We start from the raw sequence: 23507 nt of genomic DNA on the forward strand, positions 1-23507 counted from the left end.
GCCCGCCGCCCCCCACTACCGCGGGTGCAGGGCCGCAGGCCCTGCCGACAAACCCACTACTTGGCAGCCGCGATCTGCTTCTCGATGTCGGCGGCGGTCACCGGGCCAAGGAACGTGTGCGCCAGCTTGCCCTGCGGGTCCAGCAGATGCGTCAGCGGCAGGCCACGCGGCGTGGCGAAGTCGGCCGGCGGATCGAACGGGTCCACGATCACGATCGGATAGGTCACCGGATGCTTGGCCAGGAACGACTGCATCTCCGGCACTTCGATGTCCTCGTAAGCCAAGCCGACCACTTCGATGTTGCTACGCATCGCATGCAGGGCCGACAGCTCGGGCATTTCCTTGCGGCACGGCGCGCACCAGGTGGCCCAGAAGTTCACCACCACCCACTTGCCGCGATGCGCGGCCAGGTCGTAGTCGCTGCCATCCACCGCCTTCATCTTCAGCGTCGGGAACTCGGCGGTGGTGCGCTCGGCCGGGGTTTCCTCGACCGGTGCCGGCGTGCTCGGCGTCGGTGCCTGCGCCGGTGGCTGGCTGCTGGCCGGTGCCGGCTCCTGGGCCGGTTTGCAGGCCGCCAGGGCCAGCAGCAGGGTCAACGGGAGCAGCAGCGGCAACGACGTCTTGCGGGTCATGGGGTGTCTCCAGAGTCGGTATAGATATCACTGACCTTGCGCTTCAGGCGTTCGCGCAGGGGCAGTCGCAGGTCATCCAGCGCCGCCAAGGCGGCACGGCCCAGGCTGTCGTCGCGGTACGGGAGGTGCTGCTCGGCTACTGGGATGCGCAGCTGGGTGCATTCGTACAGATCGGCCAGGCTGACCTGGTCCAGGTCGCGTGACAGCAGCCACTCGCCGCGCTCATCGCGGCGCAGCAGGTCGATCTCCTGCAGGTTGCAGATCAGGTCCTGCAGCAGTGAATCGGTCAGCATCGGCTCCAGCCGCAGGATCTCGTCATCGGCCAGGCCTTTGCCCTTGGCCCGTGCATGCTGGAAGCGGCCAAGCAGGCGCAGCAGCCCATAGAACTCGTACCCCTGCGGCAGGCGCAGCTCGACCGGCTGGTAGCGGAAGGCGGCCATCGAGGAGGCCAGCGACGCACCCAGCAGCACCGCCACCCAGCACAGGTAGATCCACAGCAGCAGGATCGGCACGAAGGCGACCGTGCCATACAGCTTCTGATAGGACTGGAAGCTGCCCAGATACGCGCCGATGCCCCACTTCACCAGTTCAAGGATGACCGCCGCCAGGATCGCGCCGGGCACGGCATGCCGCCATTTCACCGTGTGGTGCGGCACCACGCGGAACATCAGCGTGATGCAGACGAACTCGATCAGGATCGGTGCCAGCCGCAGCGCCAGTTCGGCCAACCAACGGCCCTCCTGGGTACCGAACAACGGCATCGCGAACACCCTCGCCGATACTGCCAGCGATGCGGCGGCAAGCATCGCGCCCAGGGTCAGCACGGTCCAGTAGACCAGGAAGCGGGTCAGCTTGGGCCGGCTCGAGCCGACCCGCCAGATCTGGTTGAAGGTCTCTTCCACGCTGTTGAGCGTGATCAGCAGTGAGGCGACCAGTGCGATGAAGCCGGCGGCCGTCAGCTGGCCGGCACTGGCCGAAAACTGCCGCAGGTAACCCTCGGCCGCGCGCGCCGCGGAGGGCACGAAGTTGGAGAACACGTAGTCGCTGAGCTGATCGCTCCAGCGGTCGAAAACGGGAAAGGCCGAGAGCACGCCGAATACCACGATGGCCAGCGGCACCAGCGCGAACACCGTGGTGTACGCCAGCGCCGCCGCTGCCTGGAACAGGCGGTCGTCGAGGAAGCGATGCCACAGGAAGCGGCCGAAACTGATGGCCCGTGCGCGATCCCGCGCGCGCTCCATCCACAGGTTGAGCGTATCCAAAGGTTCCATCGGTGGAAGGGTACCCGATGCGGAATGCTCGCAGGATAGCCATACTGGTGGCCACACGACGAGGAGAAGCGGGCACGATGGGCGAGATTCTGGTGCTGTATTACAGCCGGGGCGGTTCGGTGGCACGGCTGGCGCGCCAGATCGCGCGGGGCATCGGCGAAGTGCCGGGCATGACCGCGCGCCTGCGCACGGTGCCGCCGGTGGCCGCAGTGACCCAGACCGCGCAGCCGCCGGTACCCGAAGATGGCGCCCCCTATGTAAGCGTGCAGGACCTGGTCGAATGCCAGGGCCTGCTGCTCGGCAGCCCGACCCGCTTCGGCAACATGGCCGCGCCGGTGAAGCATTTCCTGGACGGGCTGGGCGCCGAATGGGTCAATGGCACCCTGTCCGGCAAGCCGGCCGGCGTGTTCACGTCCACCGCATCCATGCATGGCGGCCAGGAATCGACCCTGCTGTCGATGCAGGTGCCGCTGCTGCACCATGGCTGCGTGATCGTCGGCATCCCGTTCACCGAACCGGCGCTGAGCCATACCACCAGTGGCGGCACACCCTATGGCGCCAGCCACGTAGCCGGTGCCGCCGACGACCCGCAGCCGACCGACGACGAAGCCGTGCTGGCGCGCGCGCTGGGGCGCCGGGTGGCCGGCATCGCGCAGCGGTTGGCCCGATGAGCGCCGCGCCGCGCACGGTCCTGCTGCTGGCCCTGATGGGGCTGGCCGCGCTGTTCGCGGGCTGGTTCATCAATGACAAGCACTGGCTGGCGACCCAGCTGGTGTTCACCGCGCCGCCGCTGGCGCTGGCCATCGCCGTGCGCCTGGGCTGGCGCAAGGCCGGATTCTGGGCCTCGGTCCTGGCGCTGGGCTGGTTCAGCCACGGCGTGATGAGCGCCTGGAGCCACCCGGAAACGCGCTGGCTGGCGCTGATCGAGATCGCGCTGGCCCTCCTGGTGATCTTCAGCGCCAGCCTGCCCGGCCTGCGCGCCCGCTTCGGCAAGCAACGCTGACGCTGCGCCCGCTGGGTCGTATCATCTGCATTCCTGGCCCCGCGCCGCAGTACCTGTCCTGGTTTCGCGCATGCACATGATGGAAGAGCTCCTGGTCGTCACCACCGGTGGCACGATCGACAAGATCTACTTCGACGACAAGTCGGACTACCAGATCGGCGATCCGCAGATCGGCATGATCCTGCGCGAGCTGGGCGTGACGTTCCGCTTCAACGTGATTCCGATCCTGCGCAAGGATTCGCTGCACATCAACGATGAGGACCGCGAACTGATCCGCGCCACCATCGCCGCGCAGCCGACCCGGCACGTCCTGGTGACCCACGGCACCGACTCGATGGTGCACACCGGCAAGGTGCTGGCGACGATCCCCGACAAGACCATCGTGATGACCGGCGCACTGAGCCCGGCACGCTTCCGCGGCTCGGATGCCGAGTTCAACATCGGCTGCGCGATCGGTGCGGTGCAGTCGCTGCCGAGCGGCGTGTACATCGCGATGAACGGGCGGATCTTCGACCCGCAGCACGTGCGCAAGAACGTGGCTGCGAACCGCTTCGAGTCGGTCTGAGGAACCGCGTGCCGACCAAGGTCGGCACCTGCCAGAGCACTGTCCTTGTAGTGCCGGGCCATGCTCGGCAACCGCGTGCCAGCGTGGCACAACGGTCGGCAGCCGGAGCAGCCGAGCATGGACTCGGCTCTGCAGAAGCGAAAACGCCCCGGCCGAAGCCAGGGCGTGCCCTTGGAGAGGGACTTGGGCTCAGTACTGGGCGTTGAGGGTCACGCCCGAGAAGGTGCTGTAGGCCTTCACCCGCACATACCATGTGCCGGCGGCAGGGCTGTTGATGGTGCAGGTCTCGCTGTTGCCACTCAGGTACGGACGGCAGGTGTAGCTGGTATCGGTCGGGGCACTGCCCTGGCGCACGTACAGGTCGGCATCGCCGCTGCCGCCACTGATCGTCACGCGCAGCTGGCTGCTACCGGCCGGAACGGCGACGGTGTAGTTCAGCTCGGCACCGGTTGCGGCGCCCAGGCCGGTCACCGGCACGTTGTTCTGCAGCACGTTGCCACCCGGGTTCGGGTTGCCACCGCCGTTGATCGCCGCAGCCACGGCCGCGTTGGCGTCGACGATGCCGGCGCCGCAGCCACCCGAGCAGGCGCCCGGCAGCGGGCGTGCAGTGCTCTTGATGATGCTTTCGACCTGCGCCGGGCTCAGCGGGCTTGGCGCGACCGACTGCATCAGCGCAACCACGCCGGCCACGTGCGGCGCCGCCATCGAGGTGCCGTTGTACGACGCGTAGCTGGCGCTGCCAGGCGTGGTGGTGCCGGTGTTGAGGGTGGACAGGATGCTCTGGCCCGGTGCTGAGATGTCGATGCCGGTGCCGTAGTTGGAGAAGCTGGCACGCGCACCGGCCGAGGTTGTGGCCGCCACGGCAATCACGTTCGGGCAGTTGGCCGGCACCGACGAGGACACGTTGGTGTTGCTGTTGCCGGCGGCGACCACCACGGTGGTGCCACGGCTGACCGCGCCGTTGATGGCGTTCTGGTAGGTGGTGGAGCAGCTGCCGCCACCACCCAGCGACATGTTGATGACTTCGGCCGGATTGGCGTTGGCCGGCACACCACTGACGGTGCCGCCAGAGGCCCACACGATCGCGTCGGCGATGTCTGAGGTGTAACCGCCGCACTTGCCCAGCACGCGCACCGGGACGACCTTGGCATTGAACGCAGTACCGGCCACGCCGGTGCTGTTGTTGGTCACCGCCGCCACAGTGCCGGCGACGTGGGTACCGTGCCAGCTGGAGTTGGAGGCCGGGATGCCCGAGCCGCACTCGTTGGCGCCGTACCAGTCGCCCTCGTCATTCGGGTTGTTGTCGCGGCCACCGCCATCGCGCGCCATCGCGGCATCGCTGATGAAGTCATAGCCAGGCAGGATGTTGGCGTTGAGATCGGGATGGTTGGTGATGCCGGTATCGATCACGGCCACCACCACGCCGGTGCCGGTAGCCTTGTCCCAGGCCGGCTGCACGTTGATCGACGCGTTGGAGGTACCGAAGCCCCACTGCTCGCTGAAGCGGGTGTCATTCGGGGTCAGCGTCGCACGCATGATCTGGTCGACTTCGACGTATTCCACGTTCGGGTCGGCGGCGAGCTTGCGCATCAGCAGCTCGGATTCGGCCTGGTCAAGCGGCCGATCGGTCCTGACCAGGGTCGGGCCAACGGCCAGCTTGCGGACCTCCTGCAGGCCCAGCGCGCGGCCCTGGCTGCTGGCCAGGCCGGCGGCGGCACTCTTCAGCGAAGAGGCCAGTACGGTGGTGTTGGCCACCGGCGCACTACCGTCGCGGTACTTCACGATGAAGCGCTGGTGCGTCGGCGCGGACTGCAGGCCGCTGAGCTGGACGTCACCGGCCAGCGCAGGCGTGGCCAGCAGCAGCGATGACAGAACGGACGCACCAAGGACCACCCACACTCGACGCACACGCGGTTGCGTTACCTGGGACATCGTATTTCCCTTTCTTGTGGTGTGAATGCCGGAATCGGCAGAAGCACCGGCCCGAACCCTGGGCTGGCTTGCGTTGGCGAGGTTCGAAGTCCGGCGAGTCAGCGGATCCCCCTAACGATCCGCCGTGCAGATGACGCTAATGGCCGAAACCGGACACCACAAGATTTTCAGCGTCTTTTCAGCAAGATGAAATGTTCGTTCTGAGACTTTTCGGGTCGAAGGTTTGTGAAGGTGAAGGAACTTTCTCGTGCCCTGCACAGACCTGACTGGGTCGTCACGTGTCCTGGAATGACTTTGCCGACATCGGCGTCCACCGATCCGGGGTCAGATCCCATTTCACGCGGAAAGGGATCTGACCCTTGGCCTGAAACGCAGAAAGCCCGTCGCGGGGACGGGCTTTCCAGAAGCGCAGCCGGGCGCGGGCTCGGCTCTACGATTCGATGTGGGCGATCAGCCCAGCTTGACCAGCCAGTTGTGGCGGTCCGGCAGTCGGCCGTACTGGATATCGGTCAGTTCCTTGCGCAGCGACATGGTCACTTCGCCGGCCGGCGCGTTGATGTCGCCCACCGAGAAGCCCTCGCCCTTCAGCTGGCCGATCGGGGTGACCACCGCGGCGGTGCCACAGGCAAACACTTCGCTGATCGCACCGGAGGTGACGCCGTCCTTCCACTCGTCGATGCTGACCTTGCGCTCTTCGACCTTCATGCCACGGTCGCGGGCCAGCTGCAGGATGCTCTCGCGGGTGATGCCCTCGAGGATGCTGCCCGACAGTTCCGGGGTGACCAGCGTGCCGTCCTTGTAGACCAGGAACACGTTCATGCCGCCCAGTTCTTCCAGGTACTTGCCTTCGACCGGGTCGAGGAACAGCACCTGCGAGCAGCCCTGTGCCTGCGCCTTCTGCTGCGGGAGCAGCGAGGCGGCGTAGTTGCCACCGCACTTGGCAGCACCGGTGCCGCCCTTGGCCGCACGCGCGTACTCGGTGGACAGCCAGATCGACACCGGGGCAACGCCCTTGGCGAAGTACGGGCCGGCCGGGCTGGCGATGACGTAGTAGCCGGCCTTGTGCGCGCCGCGCACGCCGAGGAAGGCCTCGTCGCCGATCATGAACGGACGGAAATACAGGCTCGACTCATCGGCCGAAGGCACCCAGTCACTGTCGACGGCGATCAGCTGCTTCAGCGATTCGACGAAGATCTCCACCGGCAGTTCCGGCAACGCCAGGCGCTGCGCCGAACGCTGCAGGCGACGGCCGTTGGCATCCGGGCGGAAGGTCCAGATCGAACCGTCGGCGTGGCGGTAGGCCTTGATGCCTTCGAAGATTTCCTGGCCGTAATGCAGCACTGCGGCGGCCGGGTCCAGCTGCAGCGGGCCGTAGGCGCGCACATTGGCATTGTGCCAGCCGGCATCCTTGTCCCAGCGCACTTCCACCATGTGATCGGTGAAGTGCAGGCCGAAGCCCGGCTTCTCCAGGATCTTGGCGCGCTCTTCAGCGCTGCGCGGGTGGTCCGAACGGGTGACGGCGAAGCTGGGGATGGACTGGGACACCGGAGGATTCCTGTTCTGGTTGCGGGTAGTGCCGGGCCCGCGTCACTGCGGGCCTTGGGTCAAAGCATGCCGGTCTCTAGCCGGGCCGCCTCGGACATCATGTGCTGGTTCCACGGCGGGTCGAACACCAGGTCGACGTCGGCCTCGGCCACCGTCGGGATCATTTCAAGCTTGCTGCGCACGTCGTCGACCAGGATCTCGCCCATGCCGCAGCCCGGGGCGGTCAGGGTCATCTTCACGTCGATCTCGCGCTTGCCCTCATCCAGGTGCTTGATCTCGACTTCATAGACCAGGCCCAGTTCCACGATGTTGACCGGAATTTCCGGATCGAAGCAGGTGCGCAGCTGCTGCCACACCAGCTGCTCCACCTGTTCATCGGTGGCGTCGGCCGGCAGCTCGAGCGGCGCCGGTGCCTCCTTGCCGATGGCATCGCCGTCCTTGCCGGCGATGCGGAACAGGTTGCCCTCGACGAACACCGAATAACTGCCGCCCAGCGCCTGGGTGATGTACCCATAGCTGCCGGCAGGCAGGGTCACGGTATCGCCCTGCGGGACCATCACGGCCTCGCAATCGCGTTCGAAGTGGACAGGTTCGCTGCTACGGGAATACATGGGGACCGATATGGGGCCGTGGCCGAGGCCACGCAAGACGGGATTCTAGCCCAGCCGCCCCCGCACCGCCGGTGCACTGCGGCAAACCACAGTATCCTGTGGGTGATCTTCTGGGAGCTTCGATGTCCTCCAATGCCGCGCGTGCCAGGACCGTGACCTGGCTCTGGCCCCTCATGCTGCTGCTGGGCCTGTTTGTCGCTCCCCTCGCCTGGATGGTCCTGGCGCTGATGACCGGCCGGCAGGTCGGCTGGATGGCGGTGCTGGCCGCCCTGGAACTGGTGTTCATGCTGCGCCTGGGCACGCTGGGCCCAGGCCGGCTGCGCGTCGCCCTGGTCGTGCTCGGCACCCTGCTGGTGGCCGCCGTGGCCAACTGGGCCATCGCCAGCGCCTGGATGGGCGGCTCGATCGGCCTGGACCTGTGGGATGCCACCACGCGGATGGGCCCGCACCTGGCCTGGACCCTGATCAGCCTGGCCAATGGCGCGGTGGAATGGCTGTGGCTGGCCGTGGCCGTGGCCGTAGGTGCCTGGCTGGCGCGCTGAGCGCGTAGAGATCCTTGGATTCGGTAGTGCCGGCCGCTGGCCGGCAAAGGGGTCAGAGCCCTTTCCTGCGGAAAGGGATCCGACCCCCGTCCTCAATGCCCGCCGTCGAGCGCCTTCAGTTCGCTCACCAGCGAGGCCGCCGCTTCGGCGCCGTCGCCATAGAGCATGCGGGTGTTGTCGGCGTAGAACAGCGCATTCTCGATGCCGGCAAAACCGGTGCCCTTGCCACGCTTGATCACCACCACGTTGCGCGCGTTGACCACGTCCAGCACCGGCATGCCGTAGATCGGGCTGGCCGGGTCGGTCCGCGCCACCGGATTGACCACGTCGTTGGCACCGATCACCAGCACCACATCGGTATTGGCGAATTCGGGGTTGATGTCGTCCATGTCGGCGATCAGGTCGTAGGGCACGCCGGCCTCGGCCAGCAGCACGTTCATGTGCCCGGGCATGCGCCCGGCCACCGGGTGGATCGCGAACTTCACTTTCACGCCGCGCTGGCCCAGCCGCTGCGCCAGTTCCCAGATCTTGTGCTGGGCCTGTGCCACCGCCATGCCGTAGCCGGGCACGATCACCACGCGCTCGGCAAAGGCCATCATCGCCGCGACGTCCGACGCTTCGATGGGCTTCTGCGCGCCGGTGATCGCCTGTGCCTCGCCTCCGGCACCGCCGCCGAAGTTGGAGAACAGCACGTTACGGATCGGCCGGTTCATCGCCTTGGCCATCAACCGGGTCAGCAGGATGCCGGCCGCGCCGACCATCATGCCGGCGATGATCAGCGCCTCATTGCCCAGCACATAACCTTCGAAGGACACCGCCAGGCCGGTGAATGCGTTGTACAGCGAGATCACCACCGGCATGTCGGCGCCACCGATCGGCAACGTCATCAGCACGCCCAGTGCCAGCGCCAGCACGAAGAAGGCGACGATTGCCGAGGTGCTGAGCGTGCTGGCCGCGATGATCGCCAGCACCGCCACTGCCAGTGCCACCATCAGGTTCATCACCTGCTGGCCGGGCCAGGTCACCCGCTTGTCCAGTCGTCCGTCCAGTTTGGCCCAGGCGATCACCGAACCGGAAAGCGAGACCGCACCGATCGCCGCGCCGACCACCGCCAGCAGCAGCACCATGCCCGACGGCTGGCGCGCGGCCAGGTCGGCCAGCGCCTGCTCGCTCCAATGGCGGGTATCGCGGTTGGCAAGGAAGGCATAGCGCAGCAGCTCCACCGCACCGATCGCCGCGGCCGAACCACCGCCCATGCCGTTGTACAACGCCACCATCTGCGGCATGTCGGTGATGGCCACCTTGCCGGCCGACCACCAGGCCAGGCCCGCGCCCAGCAGCAGTGCGACCAGGATCAGCGGCACGTTGTGCAGTTCAGGCAGGAAGAAGGTCGCCACCGTGGCCAGCAGCATGCCCAGCCCGGCCCAGCGGATGCCGCTGCGCGCGGTCAGCGGCGAAGCCATGCGCTGCAGACCCAGCAGGAACAGCGTGGCGGCGACGAGGTAGCTGGCCTTGACCAGCAAGTCGAGCAGTTCGACGGTGCTGATGTTCAAGCCTGTGGCTCCTTCGGTTCGTCCCTGCCGCCCTTGGGCGCGCTCGGCTTGAACATCTCCAGCATGCGCGCGGTGACCACGTAGCCACCGGCGGCATTGCCGGCACCGAGCACCACGGCAAGGAAGCCCAGCGCCTTTTCCAGCGGCGTCTGCGCGTGCCCCAGCACCACCATCGCGCCGATCAGCACGATGCCGTGGATGAAGTTGGAACCCGACATCAGCGGGGTATGCAGGATCACCGGCACCCGCGAAATGATCACGTGGCCGGCGATGGCCGCCAGCATGAAGATGTACAGCGCTACGAACCCGTCACTCACTGGCAACGCTCCCGCTCTGTCTTCGTCGGCCCATCATAACCACGGGCTGAACCCGGCGCGCACCCGGCGTCAACCGCGGTGACGCTCACGCGTTGTCGATGGTGACCCCGAGCGAGGAACCGTACCCTGTGCTGGTGAGCAGCCCCGTCCCCCCGAGCGCCGACACCGATGCCCTGCCAGCATCGCTGGAGGCGTTCCTGGCCAGCGTCGGCCCGCGCGCGTTCCGTTTCGCCGAGGCCGGCCTGCGCCAGCGCGAAGACGCCATGGACGCGGTGCAGGACGCGCTGATGCGCATGCTGGACTACGCCGACAAGCCGGCGGCCGAATGGGCGCCCCTGTTCTGGAGCATCCTGCGCCGCCGCGTGATCGACCTGCAGCGCCGGCGCCGTTTCCGCCTGCCGTTCTGGCGCGACAACCAGGACGCCGACGGAGGCGGGATCGACTGGGCCGACACCGGCCCGGACCCGGCGCAGGCGCACGAACAGCGCCAGCAGTACCAGCAACTGGTGCAGGCGCTGCGTACCCTGCCCGCACGCCAGCGCGAGGCCTTCACCCTGCGGGTGCTGCAGGACCTGGACGGAGCCACCACTGCCCGCGCCATGGGCTGCAGCGAAGGCGCGGTAAAAACCCATCTGGCACGCGCCCGCCAGGCGCTGCAGGACTACCTGGAGACCCACCCGTGAACCGCTCCCTGCCCTCCGATGACATGCTGCGCAACCTGCACGCGCAGTCGCTGCAGGCGCTGTCGCCGGCCACGCTGGCACGGTTGCGCCAGGCCCGCCACGGCGCCAGCGCGGCTCGTCACGGGCGCTGGCGCTGGTGGCTGGCCAGCGCCTGTTCTCTGGTGGTGGCGCTGGGGATCGGCCTGCAGTTCAGCGGCCACAGCCCCCTGTCGCCCGCCGTGCCGGCACCGGTGCTGGCCTCGGTGGAAGACAACAACGCGCTGTACGACGAAAATCCCGATCTGTACCTGTGGCTGGGCGATACCGACCTGGCGATGGAGTGAACCATGTCCCGACTGCATACCCTGCCGCTGCTGTTGACCCTGTTGCTGCTGCCGGCCTTCCCGGTATTGGCGCAGAACGCCGCGCCCGCCCCTGCCGCACGCCCCGCGCCAGCCCCACCGCTGCCGGCCTGGGAACAGTTGAGTGAAGCGCAGCGGGAATCCTTGCTGGCGCCGCTGCGCGACCGCTGGAACAGCGCCGATGCCGGCCAGCGCCAGCGGATGCTCTCGCATGGCCAGCGCTGGCAATCGATGAGCCCGGAGGAACGCGACAAGGCCCGCCGCGGCCTGCGCCGCTTCGAGCACATGAGCCCGGAACAGCGTGAGCAGGCCCGGGCCCTGTTCGGTCAGATGCGGGATCTGCCGCCCGCGCAGCGCGACGCACTGCGCGAGCGCTGGTCGCAGATGACGCCGGAGCAACGCAAGGACTGGGTGCGGGAGAACCCGCCGCCGGCGAAGCCACGGTAAGCCTTCGGGATACCGGGGTCAGATCCCTTTGCCAGAGGCAAAGGGATCTGACCCCGTATCACTCACGCCTGCCAGCGCGTCTTCGCCAGCAGTTCGTCGTCCCAATCGAAACCGAGCTGCCCGTCGCGCACGAACAGCGCAACGAAGTTGAGCAGGTTCCGTGCATACATCTCGCTGGCCTGGGTCGCGCCGCGGCTGGCCAGGCCCAGCGGACCGTCGATGGTCACGCCCTGGTGTTCGATGCACTGCCCCGGCAGGGTCAGTGCGCAGTTGCCGCCACTTTCCGCCGCCAGATCAACAATGACGCTGCCGGCGGCCATGCCTTCCACCATCGCGGCGGTCACGATGGTCGGTGCCGGGCGGCCCGGTACCGCAGCCGTGCAGATCACCACGTCCACACTGCGCAGGTGGTCGGCCAGCCGACGCTGCTGCTCGGCGCGCTCGTCATCGGTCAGCGCCCGCGCATAGCCTCCCTCGCCCGCCGCGCTGACCCCGAGGTCGAGGAAGCGTGCGCCCAGTGACTGGATCTGCTCGCGGGTTTCCGGGCGCACGTCGAAGCCTTCCACCTGTGCACCGAGGCGGCGCGCGGTGGCGATGGCCTGCAGGCCCGCCACGCCGGCACCGATCACCAGCACCTTGGCCGGCCGCACGGTGCCGGCCGCAGTGGTCAGCATCGGGAAGAAACGGGGCGCGCGTTCGGCCGCAATCAGCGCCGCCTTGTAGCCGGCCATGCCGGCCTGCGAACTGAGCACATCCATCGCCTGCGCGCGGGTGGTGCGCGGCAGCTGCTGCAGCGGGAACAGCTGCAGGCGACCATCGGCCGCCAGCGCGGCCAGCGCCGGATCGCTGGCCGGGGCCAGCAGGCCGACCACGCTGGCGCCGGGCTTGAGCTGTTCCAGCACCGCCGCAGGGGGGGCCTGCACGCACAGCAGGATATCGATCTCGGCCCAGCGGCCCGCGTCGAAGACGCGTGCACCGGCATCGTCATAGGCGGCGTCGGTGAAACCAGCCGCCAAACCCGCGCCCGCCTCATACCAGACGGCAATGCCCAAGGCCCCGAGCCTGCGCGCGGTCTCCGGCGTCAGTGCCACGCGCCGTTCGCCCGGCGCGGTCTCCTTGATCCCCAGCAACGCCACGGCCATGCAGGTCCCCGCTGATCGGTGAGTTTCCCGATCCTAGCAGGCAGCACCCGCTCAGTGCAGCGTGGCGCTGCCCGGGTCGAGGCGATCGATCACGCCCTGCATGGCGCTGTCGAAGGCGCCATCATCAACGTGGGCACGCAGGCGGCCCAGCCGCATCATCACCGCCAGTTCTTCCGGCGAGGCCACGCAGAAGCGCACGCCGCGACGGTTGACGAACAGCAGGCGCGAGGAAATCGGGCTGACCCAGGACAGCTTGCCCGCCTGCACCTTGCCATCCTTGTCGACGAAGTCCAGCCAGTTGCCGATTTCCATGCGGCGGAAGCGGTCGGCATCGGCGTTGTCGAAATCGTCGGCGTCGATCTGCCCGCCAAGCTCAACCGCCGGCGATTCAGCCACTGGCGGGGCCGGCAAGGCAACCTGCGGCAGCTCCGGCAGCGCACGCTGCAGTTCCGGCCGCGACTCGGCGATGCCCTGCAGGGTGTCATGCAGGGCATCGATGGCGGCGGTTGCCGCATCGCCGTGCACGCCGACGCTGGCAAACACCTTGGCCAGCACCGGCTGCCAGGCCTGCAGCCACGGCTTGCCGACGATCTGGCGGCGGGCCTCGGCCACTTCCTCCAGCAGGCCATCGCCAAGGCTCAATGCCTCGGCCACCGACGCGCCTTCTTCTCCCTCGCGCAGCAACGCCAAGGTGAGATGATGCTGCCACGGCTGGCGCAGAAACTCGGCAATGGCCGGCGGCAGCGTGGCGTCACCGATGCGGCGGTCCAGTTCCGCACCGGCCCGGCTGCGGGCCATTTCCAGCTTTTCCTGGCCGCGCTGCGTTTCTGCGGCACGGCGCTCGGCGATTTCCACGCGGCGGCGATGCTGCACCAGGAACTCGCGGAATTCCTCTTCCAGGGTCAGGAAGATCGCCAGGTTCTCGTTGAACTCGGCCACCAGGCGCTCGATGATCTCTTCGACCTTGGCCATCAGCATGCGCTCGGCCTGGCTCTCGCCGGTGTTGCCCTCGCAGGCCTCGGCCAGCGAGTTGAGCAGCTTGCGCGCCGGGTGGGTCTTCTGCACGAACATGCGGCGGTCGAGCATGGCGACCTTGACGAAAGGCACCACCAGGCGGCCGATCAGTTCGCGCGAGCGGCCTTCCAGTTCACGCTCGTCCAGCATCACGTCGAACAGCATGCCGACCAGGTCGATGGCATCCTCATCCTGCGGGTCCAGCCGGGTCTGGCCCGGATCGACGCCAAGCTGGGTGGCGCTGGACAGCACTTCGCTCTTCAGGCGCTGCGCCAGCGATTCGCCGTCCTCGCCGATGGCCGCGCGCAGGGTGGCGCTGGGCGTGGCCTGCAGCAGCGACAGCACCGACATCATTTCGCGCTGGCTGAGCGGGCGCTGCTGGCCAACCGCCACCTGTGCCGCAGACGTGGCGTCCTCACGCACATGGCGGGTCTGCTGCAGCAGTTCGTGCAGCGCTTCCAGCAGCATGCCCTGCTGGCCAGCGTAGGCCTCGCCGGTGGCGCCGTCATCGCCGCCCAGGTGCTGCTGCATATGCCCGCGGCGCTCGGACCAGCGGGCAGCAAAGCGCTGCGCCCAGGCCGGTGCGGCCTGCTCGTCATCGCTGAACCCCGGATCGACGCCCGCGCCGTGGCGATGCTCGACCAGGTCATCCAGCATCCCGGCCATGCGCGGATCCGGTGCCGGCGGTTGTGGGCGCTGCGGAGCCCCCATCTGCGACATCACGCCGGCTGCGGCCAGCTGCTCGTCCAGCTTCTCGTAGATGCGACCGACCGGTGCACGCAGGTCGCGCTCGCACAGCTTGATCAGCACCAGATGCACTTCCGGGGCCAGTTCACAGCCGGCAAAGGCTTCGTGGATGGCCACGCCCAGGTGTTCGGGGCTGATCGGATTGTGGTCCGCGTCCAGTTCCGCGCCGCCGATCAACCGGCCCAGGCGGCGATCCAGCCGCGCCAGCACCGGCTTGAAGTCACGCAGCAATACAGTGGCGAAATTGCGCACCGCCAACCGTGATTCCAGCACATGCTCGGCCAGCAGGCTGAGCCCATCCTCGGCCGGCCCGGACAGGGTCGCCTCGGCTGACAGCGGCTCACCAGCCTCCAATGCGGCCCAGGCCTGCTGCAGGTGGCCGGCGAAAGCGGCCGCGATGTCCTCACGGCGCCGGCGCAGTTCGCGCATCGCGTCCAGGAACAGCAACTGCGACGAGCCGGCATTGCCGGCGCGGTCGAACAGGGCATCGTCGAAACGCGCCAGTGCCGCCCCGAAGGCCTGGCACAACGCGGGCAGGACCATGTCCCGGGCACGCTGGAGCTGGGCCGGGTCACGGCCCGGCGATCCCATCGGTGTGGGCACGCTCATCATTCGGGAAGGCTCCCCACCTTCTCTGGTACGACAGACAGCATGGACATCGCGGCTTCCGGCACACCCCATGTACCGGAACGTCGATGGTAGGCCGGCCAGCCCGTCACGGACAGTGAAACAGTCCTCACTTCAAACCTCATGACCGGCGGCCCGGCAAGACAGATATCGTAAGCCGTGCAAGGCCCACGAGGCGAGGGGAAGCGGCTGTCCGTTTCCCGCCAGTGGCATGATGTTCATCACAGTTTGGTATTCAGGGGCCGGACGCGACACAGACGGCGTCATTGACCACCCCGACTATAATCAAACGCCCGTGATGACCGGTTCAGCCTCCATGCCCGATCCTGCCGCCCTGCTCGCCCTGGATGCCCGCCGCTCGGTGCCCTCGCGGCAACTGGGCGAGCCCGGGCCGGACCCGGCCACCCTGCAGCGGATGCTGGCCTCAGCGGTGCGCGTGCCCGACCACGGCAAGCGCGTGCCGTTCCGCTTCCTGAAAATCGCAGGCGATGCACGTCACACTCTGGGCGAGTTCCTGGCTGAACGCAGCCGCCAGCGCGACCCACATGCGGGCGAGGCCGTGTTCGAGAAGGACCGCCAGCGTTTCAGCCACGCACCGCTGGTGATCGTGGTGGTGGCCAGCCCGCGGCCGGACCCGAAGGTGCCCGAACAGGAACAGCTGATGACCGCCGGCTGCGTCTGTTTCGCCCTGCTGCAGGCCGCGCAGGCGCTGGGTTTCGGCGCACAGTGGCTGACCGCCTGGATGGCCTTCGATCCAACCGTGCAGGCCCACCTGGGCCTGGTCGACGGCGAACGCATCGCCGGCTTCATCCACATCGGTACGCCCAAGGCCGACGTACCCGAGCGCGAGCGCCCCGACCCGGCGGCCCTGCTGCGCGACTGGACGCCCCCGGCATGACCCTGCCGGCCGCCCCGCCGTCGCTGTACCTGGTTGATGCCAGCATCTACGTGTTCCGTGCCTGGCATTCACTGCCAGACCAGTTCCAGGACGCACAGGGCTGGCCCACCAATGCGGTGCACGGCTTCGCCCGCTTCCTGCTGGACCTGCTCGAGCGCGAGCGCCCGCGGCACATCGCCATCGCCTTCGACGAAGCGCTCGACAGCGGTTTCCGCCACCGGCTGTATCCGGCCTACAAGGCCAACCGCGAGCCGGCACCGGAGGCGCTCAAGCGCCAGTTCGTGCACTGCAAGGCGCTGTGCGCGGCGCTGGGCCTTGCGGTCCTGGCCCACCACGACTACGAGGCCGACGACCTGATCGGCAGCGCCCTGCACGTACACCGGGGCAGCCATCGCGGGGTGATCATCTCCGCCGACAAGGACCTGTCGCAGCTGCTGGTCGACCATGACGAGCAGTGGGACTACGCCCGCAACCAGCGCTGGAACGTGGCCGGGGTGAAGGCGCGGCACGGCGTGCACGCGCACCAGATCGCCGACTACCTGGCGCTGTGTGGCGATGCGGTGGACAACATTCCCGGTGTCAGTGGCGTCGGCAGCAAATCGGCCGCCGTGCTGCTGGCCCATTTCGGCAGCATGGATGCGCTGTTCGAACGACTGGACGAAGTGCCGTTCCTGCGCCTGCGTGGCGCTGCACAGATGGCAGTGCGGCTGCGCGAGCAGCGCGAGCACGCCCAGCTCTGGCGCCAGCTGACCACCATCGCGCTGGACGCGCCGTTGGAGGGCAGCCAGCCCGGACTGCTGCGCCAATCGGCCGATCCAGAGCTGCTCGGTGGCCTGTGCCAGACCCTGCGCTTCGGCCCGATGACCCGCCGCCGGCTGTTCGACGCCGCCGGCGTGGCCGATCCTCTTCCCTCCCACAGCGAGCCCGCATGAGCCAGCGCAATACCGAAGCCCCGCGCGTCGTCTACGAAGGCAAGTACCAGCGCATGCTGGTGCGCGGTACCTGGGAATACAGCGAACGCACCCATGCCGGTGGCCTGGCCGCGATCATCATCGCCGTCACCCCGGAGGACAAGGTGCTGTTCGTCGAACAGTTCCGTGTACCGCTGCAGGCGCCCACCATCGAAATGCCGGCCGGCCTGGTCGGCGACATCCACGCCGGCGAATCGATCGAAGTCTCGGCGGTGCGTGAACTGGAAGAAGAAACAGGTTGGACCGCCGATCACGCCGAAGTGCTGATGATCGGCCCGACGTCTTCCGGCGCCAGCAGCGAGAAGATCGCCTTCGTGCGCGCCACCGGCCTGCGCCGCATCGGCGAAGGGGGCGGTGATGACAGCGAGGACATCACCGTGCACGAGATTCCACGCAATGAGGCTGCAGCGTGGCTGGTGCAGAAGATGGGCGAAGGCTACGAGCTGGACGCCAAGCTCTGGGCCGGGCTGTGGATGATCGAGCACCACCTGGACGGGCGCCCGCGTGGCTGACGCTGACCTGCACAGGCTGCCTGCGTTGCTCGGCGCCGACGACCCGGCGATCTACACGATCCACCGGGCGCAGGGCGTCTCGCCCTACCTCCTGCTGGCCGACCACGCTGGCCAGCAGGTGCCGCGTGCGCTGACCGGGCTCGGCCTGCCCCAGGCCGAGCTGGACCGCCATATCGGCTGGGACATCGGCATCGCCGGCACCACCCGTGCACTGGCCGAACGGCTCGATGCCTGGGCGATCGAACAGACGTACTCGCGGCTGCTGATCGACTGCAACCGCCCACTGGCCTCACCGACGCTGATTCCGGAGGTGAGCGACCACACCGTGGTGCCGGGCAATGCCGGGCTGTCGGCGGCGCAGCGCCAGCAGCGCATCGATGCGGTCCACGCGCCGTACCATGCACGCATCGAGACCGAGCTTGATGCGCGCCGTGATGCCGGCCAGCCCACCCTGCTGGTGATGATGCACAGCTTCACCCCCGTGATGAACGGCACGCAGCGGCCCTGGCACGCCGGCGTGCTGTACCACCAGGACATGCGTTTTGCCCATGCACTGCTGCAGGCATTGCGCGACGAAGGCGACCTGGTGGTGGGGGACAACGAACCGTATTCGGTCAGCAGTACCAGCGACTACGCGGTGCCGGTGCATGGCGAAGGCCGCGGGCTGGTGCACGTGGAACTGGAGATCCGCCAGGACCTCATTGCCGATATGGCAGGGCAGCAGGCGTGGGCCGAGCGGTTGGCGCGGATCTTCAGCGCGCTGCAACCGGAGTTGCTGGCGCTGGGTTGAACGCGCGTGCATCCATGCCGAACCGGTAGTGCCGGCCGCTGGCCGGCACATCCTTCCACGGCAGCGCCTTCAATCATGCCTCGTTGGCCGGGCAGACGGTGGCGGCCGATTCGGCCGGTGCCGGGCGCAGGCCCAGCGCGATCACCACGCCGAACAGTGAAAACAAGGCGGCACCGTATTCGGCGCGCACCAGCCCGGCCAGTGCACTCGGCGAACCGGCTGTACCGGCATCGGTATTGGCCACCATCACCAGCACGGCCAGGCCCAGCGCACCACCGATCTGCTGCGCGGTCGCCGCCATGCCAGATGCAACACCCTGCTGTGCGGACGGCACGCCCTGCCCGGCCACGATCCACATCGAGGTCCAGGTCATGCCCTGGCCGATGCTCAGCACTACCACGCCCGGCAGCAGCGGCCAGAAGTTCGCGCCGTGCGGCAGCGTCGCGGCCACCCAGGCGATACCGATGGCGCCGGCCAGCTGCCCGATCACCAGCACCTTGCGCGCGCTCCAGCGCTGCAGCGTCCACTCGGCCAGCTGGATGCCGACCGTGCACACCGCAGTGGCGGGCAGGAACGCCAGGCCGGCCTGCAGCGGGCTCCAGCCGTAGCCGTCCTGGAAGTACAGCGCCATGAAGTAGTACTGCACCCCATAGCTGCTCATGAAGGCGAAGGTCAGGCCCAGTGCCGCGCGCAGTCCGGGCAGCCGCAGCAACGCGAACTGCATCAGCGGATCGCGGCTGCGCTGTTCGATCTGCACGAACGCCACCAGCAGCAGCACCGACAGCAGCAGGCAGCCCAGCGTGGCCGGCGCAGTCCAGCCCCACTCCGGCCCTTGCACGAGGGTAGTGACCAGCAGGCTGCCGCCGGCAGTGACGGTGATGCAGCCGGCCAGATCGAACGAGCGGCCCCGCGCACGCGGGCCATCGGCCGGCAACCACGCACCCGCAGCCACCGCGCAGGTGGTGGCCAGTGGCACGATCACCGCCAGCACCGCCGGCCAGCCGAACGCCTGGGTCAGCACGCCGCCGAGCAGCGTGCCCAGCGCCAGGCCCACCGCGCTGGCCATGCTCCAGATCGCAAGTGCACGGTTGCGCACCGGACCTTCCGCATACAACGTGTTGATCAGCGCCAGCGTGGCCGGGAACAGCAATGCCGCGCCGATGCCCTGCGCCGCACGCGCGATGATCAGCAGGGTGGCGTTCGGCGCCAGCGCGCCGAGCAGCGACGCCAGTGCGAACAGCAGCATGCCCAGCCGGTAGAAGCGGCGACGGCCGATCAGGTCGGCGGCACGGCCCCCCAGCAGCAGGCTGCCGCCAAAGGCCACGGTGTAGGCACTGACCACCCATTGCAGCTGCTGTGCGTTGATCTCCAGCGCGCGCCCCATGTCATGCAGGGCGACGAAGATGATGGTGGCGTCCAGGGCGATGATCAGCTGGGCGGTGGCCAGCAGGGCCAGCGCCCAGCGCGGGTACTTGAGGGGAGGCATCGACGCTCCGGTGCTGTGGGGGAGCGCAGTCTCATTGATGCAGCGCGCTCAATAAACCCCTTTCCGTCCATATCTGTCATGATTTTCAGCATGAATGGAACCTCGATGGACCTCAATGCCGTGCGCATGCTGGTGCAGGTGGCCGAAGCACGCAGTTTCACCGCCGCCGCCGGGCAACTGGGCCTGAGCCAGTCAGGCCTGTCGCGCGCGATCAGTCGGCTGGAGGCCACGCTGGGGGTGAAGCTGCTGCAGCGAAACACCCGCAACGTGGCACTGACCCCGGATGGTCGCCAGTTCGTCGATCAGGTCGCGCCCCTGCTGTGCGGCCTCGAGGATGCCGAACGCCAGTTGGCCGACCGTCCGTGCACGCCCTCGGGCACCCTGAAGATCAGTGCGCCCTCGATGTTCGGGCGCAAGGTGCTGGTACCGCTGCTGGGGCCGGTGCTGCAGCAGCACCCGCAACTGCAGGTGGAAGCCGTGCTCAACGACCGCCTGGTCGATCTGGTCGAGGAAGGTTTCGATGCCGCGCTGCGCACCGGCGTCATCGCCGACCAGCGCATCGTCGCGCGGCCACTGCGGCCGCTGCGCTGGGTGACGGTGGCCAGCCCGGACTACCTCGACCGCTGTGGCGCGCCCGACGATGTGGCCGCCTTGCGGGATCATGCCTGCCTGGCGGTGCGCAACCTGCGCAGTGGCCGGCTGGTGGACTGGCAGTTCCTGCAGGACGGCCAGCTTCATGATTTCACGCCACCGGCGCGGATGGTGTTCGACAGCGGCGATCCGCTGGTGGAAGCGGCGATCGCCGGCATCGGCATCGTGCAGGTGATGGATTTCGCGGTGGCCGACGCCTTGGCCGATGGCCGCCTGCAGCGCGTGCTGCAGCCGTTCGAGGGCCGCAGCCGCGCGCTGTCACTGATCTACCCGCCGTCGCGCCAGCATTCGCCGAAACTGCAGGTACTGGCCGACGCGTTGCTGGCTGGGGACTGGTAGATCCACGCCATGCGTGGATGAGGCCGGTAGCGCCGGGCGATGCCCGGCGCGAATGGTGAAGCGTTGCCGGCCAGCGACCGGCACTACCGATCAGGCGAAGCTATCGGTGGCGCGCACCAGCGCGTCCACGTTCTCGGCCTCGAACGCCGAATGGCCCGAAGCCGGGGTGATTTCCAGCTTCGCCTTCGGCCACACCTTGGTCAGGTCCCAGGCGTTGGCCAGCGGGCAGACCACGTCGTAGCGGCCGTGCACGATCACGCCCGGAATGTCGGCGATGCGGTGTGCGTCGCGCAGCAGCTGGTCTTCCACCTCGAAGAAGCCGCCGTTGACGAAGTAGTGGTTCTCGATGCGGGCAAACGCCAGCGCGAAATGCGGGTCTTCGTGGCTGTTGATGAAGTCATCATCGACGTGCAGGAAGCTGGTCGCGCCTTCCCACACCGCCCACGCCTTGGCCGCTTCCAGGCGGGTGGTCTCGTCTTCGCTGGTCAGGCGGCGGTGGAAGGCCGAGATAAGGTCATGACGCTCCACCAGCGGAATCGGCTTGAGGTAGTGCTCCCACGCATCCGGGAACAGGCGGTTGGCGCCTTCCTGGTAGAACCATTCCAGCTCCCAGCGACGCAGCATGAAGATGCCGCGCAGGACCAGTTCGGTCACGCGCTGCGGATGGGTCTCGGCATAGGCCAGCGCCAGGGTCGAGCCCCAGCTGCCACCGAACACCTGCCAGCGATCGACCTTCAGGTGCTCGCGCAGCTTCTCGATATCGGCGACGAGGTCCCAGGTGGTGTTGTCCACCAGGTCCGCGTGCGGGGTGGAACGGCCGGCACCGCGCTGATCGAACAGGATGATGCGGTACTTGGACGGATCGTGGAACTGGCGCATCTTGTCGCTGCAGCCGCCACCCGGGCCACCATGCAGCATCACCACCGGCTTGCCTTCCGGGTTGCCGCACTGTTCGAAGTACAGCGTGTGGCGGTCGTCGACCTTCAGGGTGCCGACGTCGTAGGGGGTGATGGCGGGGTACAGCGTACGCATGCTTGCAGCTCCAGGGTGATGCCCTGCCGGGGCAGGAGAACTGCCATTCTAGGCCGGACGCCGGCCCAGGGTGATGCGGTCGCGCTGCTCCAGGTCCTGCACGGTCTGCACCTCGGCAAATCCCGTCGCCTCGAACAGTGCCCGGATCGCCGCGCCCTGGTCCCAACCGTGCTCGATCAGCAACCAACCGCCGGGCCGCAGGTGGGCCTGGCCACCATCGACGATGCGGCGGATGTCATCCAGGCCGTCCATGCCCGAGGCCAGCGCGGTAGACGGTTCGAAGCGCAGGTCGCCCTGTTCCAGGTGCGGGTCGTTGCTGGCGATGTACGGCGGATTGCTGGCGATCAGGTCGAAGCGCACGCCCTGCAGCGGCGCATACCAGTCGTGCCCGCCCTCGGCGAAACGGACGTTGTCCAGTTCATGGCGGGCGGCATTGCGCGCGGCCACGGCCAGCGCGCCCGGGCTGGCATCGGTGGCCAGCACCTGTGCCCGGGGCCGTTCGCTGGCCAGTGCCAGTGCGATCGCACCGCTGCCGGTACCGAGGTCGGCCAGCTGCAACGCCTGGTCCGGCGGCAGTCGCTCCAGCGCCAACTCGACCAGCAGCTCGGTTTCCGGGCGCGGGATCAGCGTGGCCGGGTCGACCTCCAGGTCCAGCGTCCAGAAACCGCGGCGCCCGGTCAGGTAGGCAACCGGCTCACCGGCCACACGGCGGGCCAGCAAGGCTTCGAAGGCGGCCTGGTCATTGGCGGCCAGCGGATCGGTGGCATGGGCGAATAGCCAGCTGCGCGGGCGCTCCAGTACATGCAGCAGCAGCAGTTCGGCTTCGTGGCGGGCGTCGACACCGCCCAAGCGGGCACTGGCGTCGGCTACGACCTGACGCAGGGTGGGTTCGGGTTGGAAAGACATGCCTCAATTGTAGGGCCGAGCCGATGCTCGGCTGCTGCTGGAACAGCCGAGCATCGGCTCGGCTCTACAGATCCACCGTCGAGCATGGCTCGACGCTACAAAAAGCTGGAATCCGTTCAGGTTTCGCAAGAGGGTATAAGGAGGGGCTATCAGCCCTCTTAACACGTCCCGGTCGATTTTCCTTGTCACACAAGCAGTTGCAGGATGGGAGCGGCAGGGTTCAGTGCCTGCTCGTGGCCATTTGATAGGCTCCATCTATCAAATAGATGCAATCAATGGATTGTTCTTATCGCGAGCGAATGGGTAAGCTAGCTCCTGTCGATTCACCCACTCCCCTTCACCAAGAGGAAAAATGATGTCCCTCATCAATACCCAGATCCAGCCGTTCGAAGCCAACGCCTACCACAACGGCGAGTTCATCAAGGTTTCCGACGCCAGCCTGAAGGGCCAGTGGTCCGTCCTGATCTTCATGCCGGCCGCCTTCACCTTCAACTGCCCGACCGAGATCGAAGACGCCGCTGACCATTACGCCGAGTTCAAGAAGGCCGGCGCCGAGGTCTACATCGTCACCACCGACACCCACTTCTCGCACAAGGTGTGGCACGAGACCTCGCCGGCCGTCGGCAAGGCCCAGTTCCCGCTGGTCGGCGACCCGACCCACCAGCTGACCCGCGCCTTCGGCGTGCACATTGAAGAAGAAGGCCTGGCCCTGCGCGGCACCTTCATCATCAACCCGGAAGGCGTGATCAAGACCCTGGAGATCCACTCCAACGAGATCGCCCGTGACGTGTCCGAGACCCTGCGCAAGCTCAAGGCTGCCCAGTTCACCGCCGCCAACCCGAACCAGGTCTGCCCGGCCAAGTGGAAGGAAGGCGAGAAGACCCTGACCCCGTCGCTGGACCTGGTCGGCAAGATCTAAAGCAGTACCGGCCTGCCGTGGCCCCACGCCA

25 protein-coding genes are annotated in these 23507 nt (G+C 67.7%); 13 read left to right on the forward strand and 12 right to left on the reverse strand.

Annotation, left to right across the window (positions count from 1 at the left end):
• Nucleotides 1–56: 56 nt before the first annotated feature.
• Together ACM0PB_RS11685 and ACM0PB_RS11690 are read right to left on the reverse strand one after the other, a co-directional pair.
• Entirely contained in the window at nucleotides 57–632 is a 576-nt protein-coding gene (locus tag ACM0PB_RS11685; RefSeq protein WP_053501043.1) for a TlpA family protein disulfide reductase, read from the reverse strand.
• Nucleotides 629–1903, reverse strand: a complete 1275-nt coding sequence (locus tag ACM0PB_RS11690) for a YihY family inner membrane protein (protein WP_005415390.1) — start codon at nucleotides 1901–1903, stop codon at nucleotides 629–631. Before ACM0PB_RS11690 ends, ACM0PB_RS11685 begins: the two co-directional genes overlap by 4 nt.
• A 77-nt stretch (nucleotides 1904–1980) precedes the next feature.
• On the opposite strand from ACM0PB_RS11690, the gene wrbA reads away from it, so the two are divergent.
• The 3 genes from wrbA to ACM0PB_RS11705 all read left to right on the forward strand — a co-directional run bounded on the left by wrbA (nucleotide 1981) and on the right by ACM0PB_RS11705 (nucleotide 3471).
• Nucleotides 1981–2574, forward strand: a complete 594-nt coding sequence (wrbA, locus tag ACM0PB_RS11695; RefSeq protein ID WP_053501045.1) for an NAD(P)H:quinone oxidoreductase — start codon at nucleotides 1981–1983, stop codon at nucleotides 2572–2574.
• The gene (locus ACM0PB_RS11700) at nucleotides 2571–2906 is read left to right on the forward strand and encodes a DUF2069 domain-containing protein (protein ID WP_005415388.1); all 336 of its coding nucleotides are present in this window, start codon (nucleotides 2571–2573) and stop codon (nucleotides 2904–2906) included. Before wrbA ends, ACM0PB_RS11700 begins: the two co-directional genes overlap by 4 nt.
• A 79-nt stretch (nucleotides 2907–2985) precedes the next feature.
• Nucleotides 2986–3471, forward strand: a complete 486-nt coding sequence (locus ACM0PB_RS11705) for an asparaginase domain-containing protein (protein WP_053501049.1) — start codon at nucleotides 2986–2988, stop codon at nucleotides 3469–3471.
• Nucleotides 3472–3660: 189 nt separating this feature from the next.
• Here the strand turns inward: ACM0PB_RS11705 and ACM0PB_RS11710 are convergent, their stop codons facing one another.
• From ACM0PB_RS11710 to sufT, 3 genes are all read right to left on the reverse strand, one after another.
• The gene (locus tag ACM0PB_RS11710) at nucleotides 3661–5403 is read right to left on the reverse strand and encodes a S8 family peptidase (protein WP_414604849.1); all 1743 of its coding nucleotides are present in this window, start codon (nucleotides 5401–5403) and stop codon (nucleotides 3661–3663) included.
• A gap of 450 nt (nucleotides 5404–5853) precedes the next feature.
• Nucleotides 5854–6948, reverse strand: coding sequence for a branched-chain amino acid aminotransferase (locus ACM0PB_RS11715; RefSeq protein WP_065186352.1), 1095 nt, complete (start codon nucleotides 6946–6948; stop codon nucleotides 5854–5856).
• 59 nt (nucleotides 6949–7007) lie between these two features.
• A complete protein-coding gene (sufT, locus tag ACM0PB_RS11720) occupies nucleotides 7008–7559 on the reverse strand; it encodes a putative Fe-S cluster assembly protein SufT (RefSeq protein ID WP_005415385.1) in 552 nt (183 codons plus the stop codon).
• Between the two features lie 122 nt (nucleotides 7560–7681).
• Between sufT and ACM0PB_RS11725 the strand changes: the two genes are divergently transcribed.
• Entirely contained in the window at nucleotides 7682–8101 is a 420-nt protein-coding gene (locus tag ACM0PB_RS11725; protein WP_032953950.1) for a membrane protein, read from the forward strand.
• Between the two features lie 92 nt (nucleotides 8102–8193).
• Here the strand turns inward: ACM0PB_RS11725 and ACM0PB_RS11730 are convergent, their stop codons facing one another.
• Nucleotides 8194–9654 (reverse strand): NAD(P)(+) transhydrogenase (Re/Si-specific) subunit beta, encoded by a 1461-nt coding sequence (locus ACM0PB_RS11730; protein ID WP_414604850.1) that lies wholly within the window; start codon nucleotides 9652–9654, stop codon nucleotides 8194–8196.
• Entirely contained in the window at nucleotides 9651–9971 is a 321-nt protein-coding gene (locus ACM0PB_RS11735; RefSeq protein ID WP_005415382.1) for an NAD(P) transhydrogenase subunit alpha part 2, read from the reverse strand. The genes ACM0PB_RS11730 and ACM0PB_RS11735 overlap by 4 nt, the downstream gene beginning before the upstream one ends.
• Before the next feature lie 98 nt (nucleotides 9972–10069).
• Between ACM0PB_RS11735 and ACM0PB_RS11740 the strand changes: the two genes are divergently transcribed.
• From ACM0PB_RS11740 to ACM0PB_RS11750, 3 genes are read left to right on the forward strand one after another with little or no spacing between them, the layout of a single operon-like run.
• Complete coding sequence (locus ACM0PB_RS11740) at nucleotides 10070–10654, forward strand: RNA polymerase sigma factor (protein ID WP_081275820.1); 585 nt, start codon at nucleotides 10070–10072, stop codon at nucleotides 10652–10654.
• Nucleotides 10651–10977, forward strand: coding sequence for a hypothetical protein (locus ACM0PB_RS11745; protein ID WP_065186350.1), 327 nt, complete (start codon nucleotides 10651–10653; stop codon nucleotides 10975–10977). Before ACM0PB_RS11740 ends, ACM0PB_RS11745 begins: the two co-directional genes overlap by 4 nt.
• Nucleotides 10978–10980: 3 nt before the next feature.
• Nucleotides 10981–11442: a DUF3106 domain-containing protein gene (locus ACM0PB_RS11750; protein ID WP_053500492.1), complete on the forward strand. Its 462-nt coding sequence runs from the start codon at nucleotides 10981–10983 to the stop codon at nucleotides 11440–11442.
• A 62-nt stretch (nucleotides 11443–11504) separates the two neighbouring features.
• On the opposite strand, the gene ACM0PB_RS11755 is transcribed toward ACM0PB_RS11750, so the two are convergent.
• Nucleotides 11505–12584 carry an NAD(P) transhydrogenase subunit alpha gene (locus ACM0PB_RS11755; RefSeq protein WP_065179594.1) on the reverse strand — a complete coding sequence of 360 codons (1080 nt, stop codon included), beginning with the start codon at nucleotides 12582–12584 and terminating at the stop codon, nucleotides 11505–11507.
• A 51-nt stretch (nucleotides 12585–12635) separates the two neighbouring features.
• Nucleotides 12636–14957, reverse strand: coding sequence for a PacR family protein (gene pacR, locus ACM0PB_RS11760; protein ID WP_032953949.1), 2322 nt, complete (start codon nucleotides 14955–14957; stop codon nucleotides 12636–12638).
• Between the two features lie 331 nt (nucleotides 14958–15288).
• On the opposite strand from pacR, the gene ACM0PB_RS11765 reads away from it, so the two are divergent.
• From ACM0PB_RS11765 to ACM0PB_RS11780, 4 genes are read left to right on the forward strand one after another with little or no spacing between them, the layout of a single operon-like run.
• The gene (locus ACM0PB_RS11765; RefSeq protein ID WP_414604851.1) at nucleotides 15289–15870 is read left to right on the forward strand and encodes a nitroreductase family protein; all 582 of its coding nucleotides are present in this window, start codon (nucleotides 15289–15291) and stop codon (nucleotides 15868–15870) included.
• Nucleotides 15867–16802, forward strand: a complete 936-nt coding sequence (locus ACM0PB_RS11770; protein WP_088496471.1) for a 5'-3' exonuclease — start codon at nucleotides 15867–15869, stop codon at nucleotides 16800–16802. Before ACM0PB_RS11765 ends, ACM0PB_RS11770 begins: the two co-directional genes overlap by 4 nt.
• Complete coding sequence (locus ACM0PB_RS11775; protein ID WP_061480126.1) at nucleotides 16799–17353, forward strand: NUDIX hydrolase; 555 nt, start codon at nucleotides 16799–16801, stop codon at nucleotides 17351–17353. Before ACM0PB_RS11770 ends, ACM0PB_RS11775 begins: the two co-directional genes overlap by 4 nt.
• Complete coding sequence (locus ACM0PB_RS11780; RefSeq protein WP_414604852.1) at nucleotides 17346–18143, forward strand: N-formylglutamate amidohydrolase; 798 nt, start codon at nucleotides 17346–17348, stop codon at nucleotides 18141–18143. The genes ACM0PB_RS11775 and ACM0PB_RS11780 overlap by 8 nt, the downstream gene beginning before the upstream one ends.
• A gap of 73 nt (nucleotides 18144–18216) precedes the next feature.
• Here ACM0PB_RS11780 and ACM0PB_RS11785 read toward each other — a convergent pair whose 3' ends face one another.
• The gene (locus ACM0PB_RS11785; RefSeq protein WP_414604853.1) at nucleotides 18217–19629 is read right to left on the reverse strand and encodes an MFS transporter; all 1413 of its coding nucleotides are present in this window, start codon (nucleotides 19627–19629) and stop codon (nucleotides 18217–18219) included.
• 105 nt (nucleotides 19630–19734) lie between these two features.
• Between ACM0PB_RS11785 and ACM0PB_RS11790 the strand changes: the two genes are divergently transcribed.
• The gene (locus ACM0PB_RS11790; protein WP_414604855.1) at nucleotides 19735–20619 is read left to right on the forward strand and encodes a LysR family transcriptional regulator; all 885 of its coding nucleotides are present in this window, start codon (nucleotides 19735–19737) and stop codon (nucleotides 20617–20619) included.
• Between the two features lie 90 nt (nucleotides 20620–20709).
• Here the strand turns inward: ACM0PB_RS11790 and pip are convergent, their stop codons facing one another.
• Together pip and prmC are read right to left on the reverse strand one after the other, a co-directional pair.
• Nucleotides 20710–21651, reverse strand: coding sequence for a prolyl aminopeptidase (pip, locus tag ACM0PB_RS11795; protein ID WP_019661138.1), 942 nt, complete (start codon nucleotides 21649–21651; stop codon nucleotides 20710–20712).
• A gap of 48 nt (nucleotides 21652–21699) precedes the next feature.
• Nucleotides 21700–22557, reverse strand: coding sequence for a peptide chain release factor N(5)-glutamine methyltransferase (gene prmC / locus ACM0PB_RS11800; protein ID WP_065196909.1), 858 nt, complete (start codon nucleotides 22555–22557; stop codon nucleotides 21700–21702).
• A gap of 355 nt (nucleotides 22558–22912) precedes the next feature.
• Here prmC and ahpC point away from each other — a divergent pair, with 355 nt between their 5' ends.
• Nucleotides 22913–23476 carry an alkyl hydroperoxide reductase subunit C gene (ahpC, locus tag ACM0PB_RS11805; protein WP_005415368.1) on the forward strand — a complete coding sequence of 188 codons (564 nt, stop codon included), beginning with the start codon at nucleotides 22913–22915 and terminating at the stop codon, nucleotides 23474–23476.
• Nucleotides 23477–23507 lie beyond the last annotated feature (31 nt).

It is taken from the genome of Stenotrophomonas sp. AR029 (assembly GCF_047520695.2).
GTDB lineage: Bacteria > Pseudomonadota > Gammaproteobacteria > Xanthomonadales > Xanthomonadaceae > Stenotrophomonas > Stenotrophomonas sepilia.

Coding starts and splice junctions, on each gene's coding strand:
- ACM0PB_RS11685 (WP_053501043.1), bottom strand. CDS start 632: ATGACCCGCAAGACGTCGTTGCCGCTGCTGCTCCCGTTGACCCTGCTG.
- ACM0PB_RS11690 (WP_005415390.1), bottom strand. CDS start 1,903: ATGGAACCTTTGGATACGCTCAACCTGTGGATGGAGCGCGCGCGGGAT.
- wrbA (WP_053501045.1), top strand. CDS start 1,981: ATGGGCGAGATTCTGGTGCTGTATTACAGCCGGGGCGGTTCGGTGGCA.
- ACM0PB_RS11700 (WP_005415388.1), top strand. CDS start 2,571: ATGAGCGCCGCGCCGCGCACGGTCCTGCTGCTGGCCCTGATGGGGCTG.
- ACM0PB_RS11705 (WP_053501049.1), top strand. CDS start 2,986: ATGGAAGAGCTCCTGGTCGTCACCACCGGTGGCACGATCGACAAGATC.
- ACM0PB_RS11710 (WP_414604849.1), bottom strand. CDS start 5,403: ATGTCCCAGGTAACGCAACCGCGTGTGCGTCGAGTGTGGGTGGTCCTT.
- sufT (WP_005415385.1), bottom strand. CDS start 7,559: ATGTATTCCCGTAGCAGCGAACCTGTCCACTTCGAACGCGATTGCGAG.
- ACM0PB_RS11725 (WP_032953950.1), top strand. CDS start 7,682: ATGTCCTCCAATGCCGCGCGTGCCAGGACCGTGACCTGGCTCTGGCCC.
- ACM0PB_RS11740 (WP_081275820.1), top strand. CDS start 10,070: ATGGTGACCCCGAGCGAGGAACCGTACCCTGTGCTGGTGAGCAGCCCC.
- ACM0PB_RS11750 (WP_053500492.1), top strand. CDS start 10,981: ATGTCCCGACTGCATACCCTGCCGCTGCTGTTGACCCTGTTGCTGCTG.
- ACM0PB_RS11755 (WP_065179594.1), bottom strand. CDS start 12,584: ATGGCCGTGGCGTTGCTGGGGATCAAGGAGACCGCGCCGGGCGAACGG.
- pacR (WP_032953949.1), bottom strand. CDS start 14,957: ATGATGAGCGTGCCCACACCGATGGGATCGCCGGGCCGTGACCCGGCC.
- ACM0PB_RS11765 (WP_414604851.1), top strand. CDS start 15,289: ATGCCCGATCCTGCCGCCCTGCTCGCCCTGGATGCCCGCCGCTCGGTG.
- ACM0PB_RS11770 (WP_088496471.1), top strand. CDS start 15,867: ATGACCCTGCCGGCCGCCCCGCCGTCGCTGTACCTGGTTGATGCCAGC.
- ACM0PB_RS11775 (WP_061480126.1), top strand. CDS start 16,799: ATGAGCCAGCGCAATACCGAAGCCCCGCGCGTCGTCTACGAAGGCAAG.
- ACM0PB_RS11785 (WP_414604853.1), bottom strand. CDS start 19,629: ATGCCTCCCCTCAAGTACCCGCGCTGGGCGCTGGCCCTGCTGGCCACC.
- ACM0PB_RS11790 (WP_414604855.1), top strand. CDS start 19,735: ATGGACCTCAATGCCGTGCGCATGCTGGTGCAGGTGGCCGAAGCACGC.
- pip (WP_019661138.1), bottom strand. CDS start 21,651: ATGCGTACGCTGTACCCCGCCATCACCCCCTACGACGTCGGCACCCTG.
- prmC (WP_065196909.1), bottom strand. CDS start 22,557: ATGTCTTTCCAACCCGAACCCACCCTGCGTCAGGTCGTAGCCGACGCC.
- ahpC (WP_005415368.1), top strand. CDS start 22,913: ATGTCCCTCATCAATACCCAGATCCAGCCGTTCGAAGCCAACGCCTAC.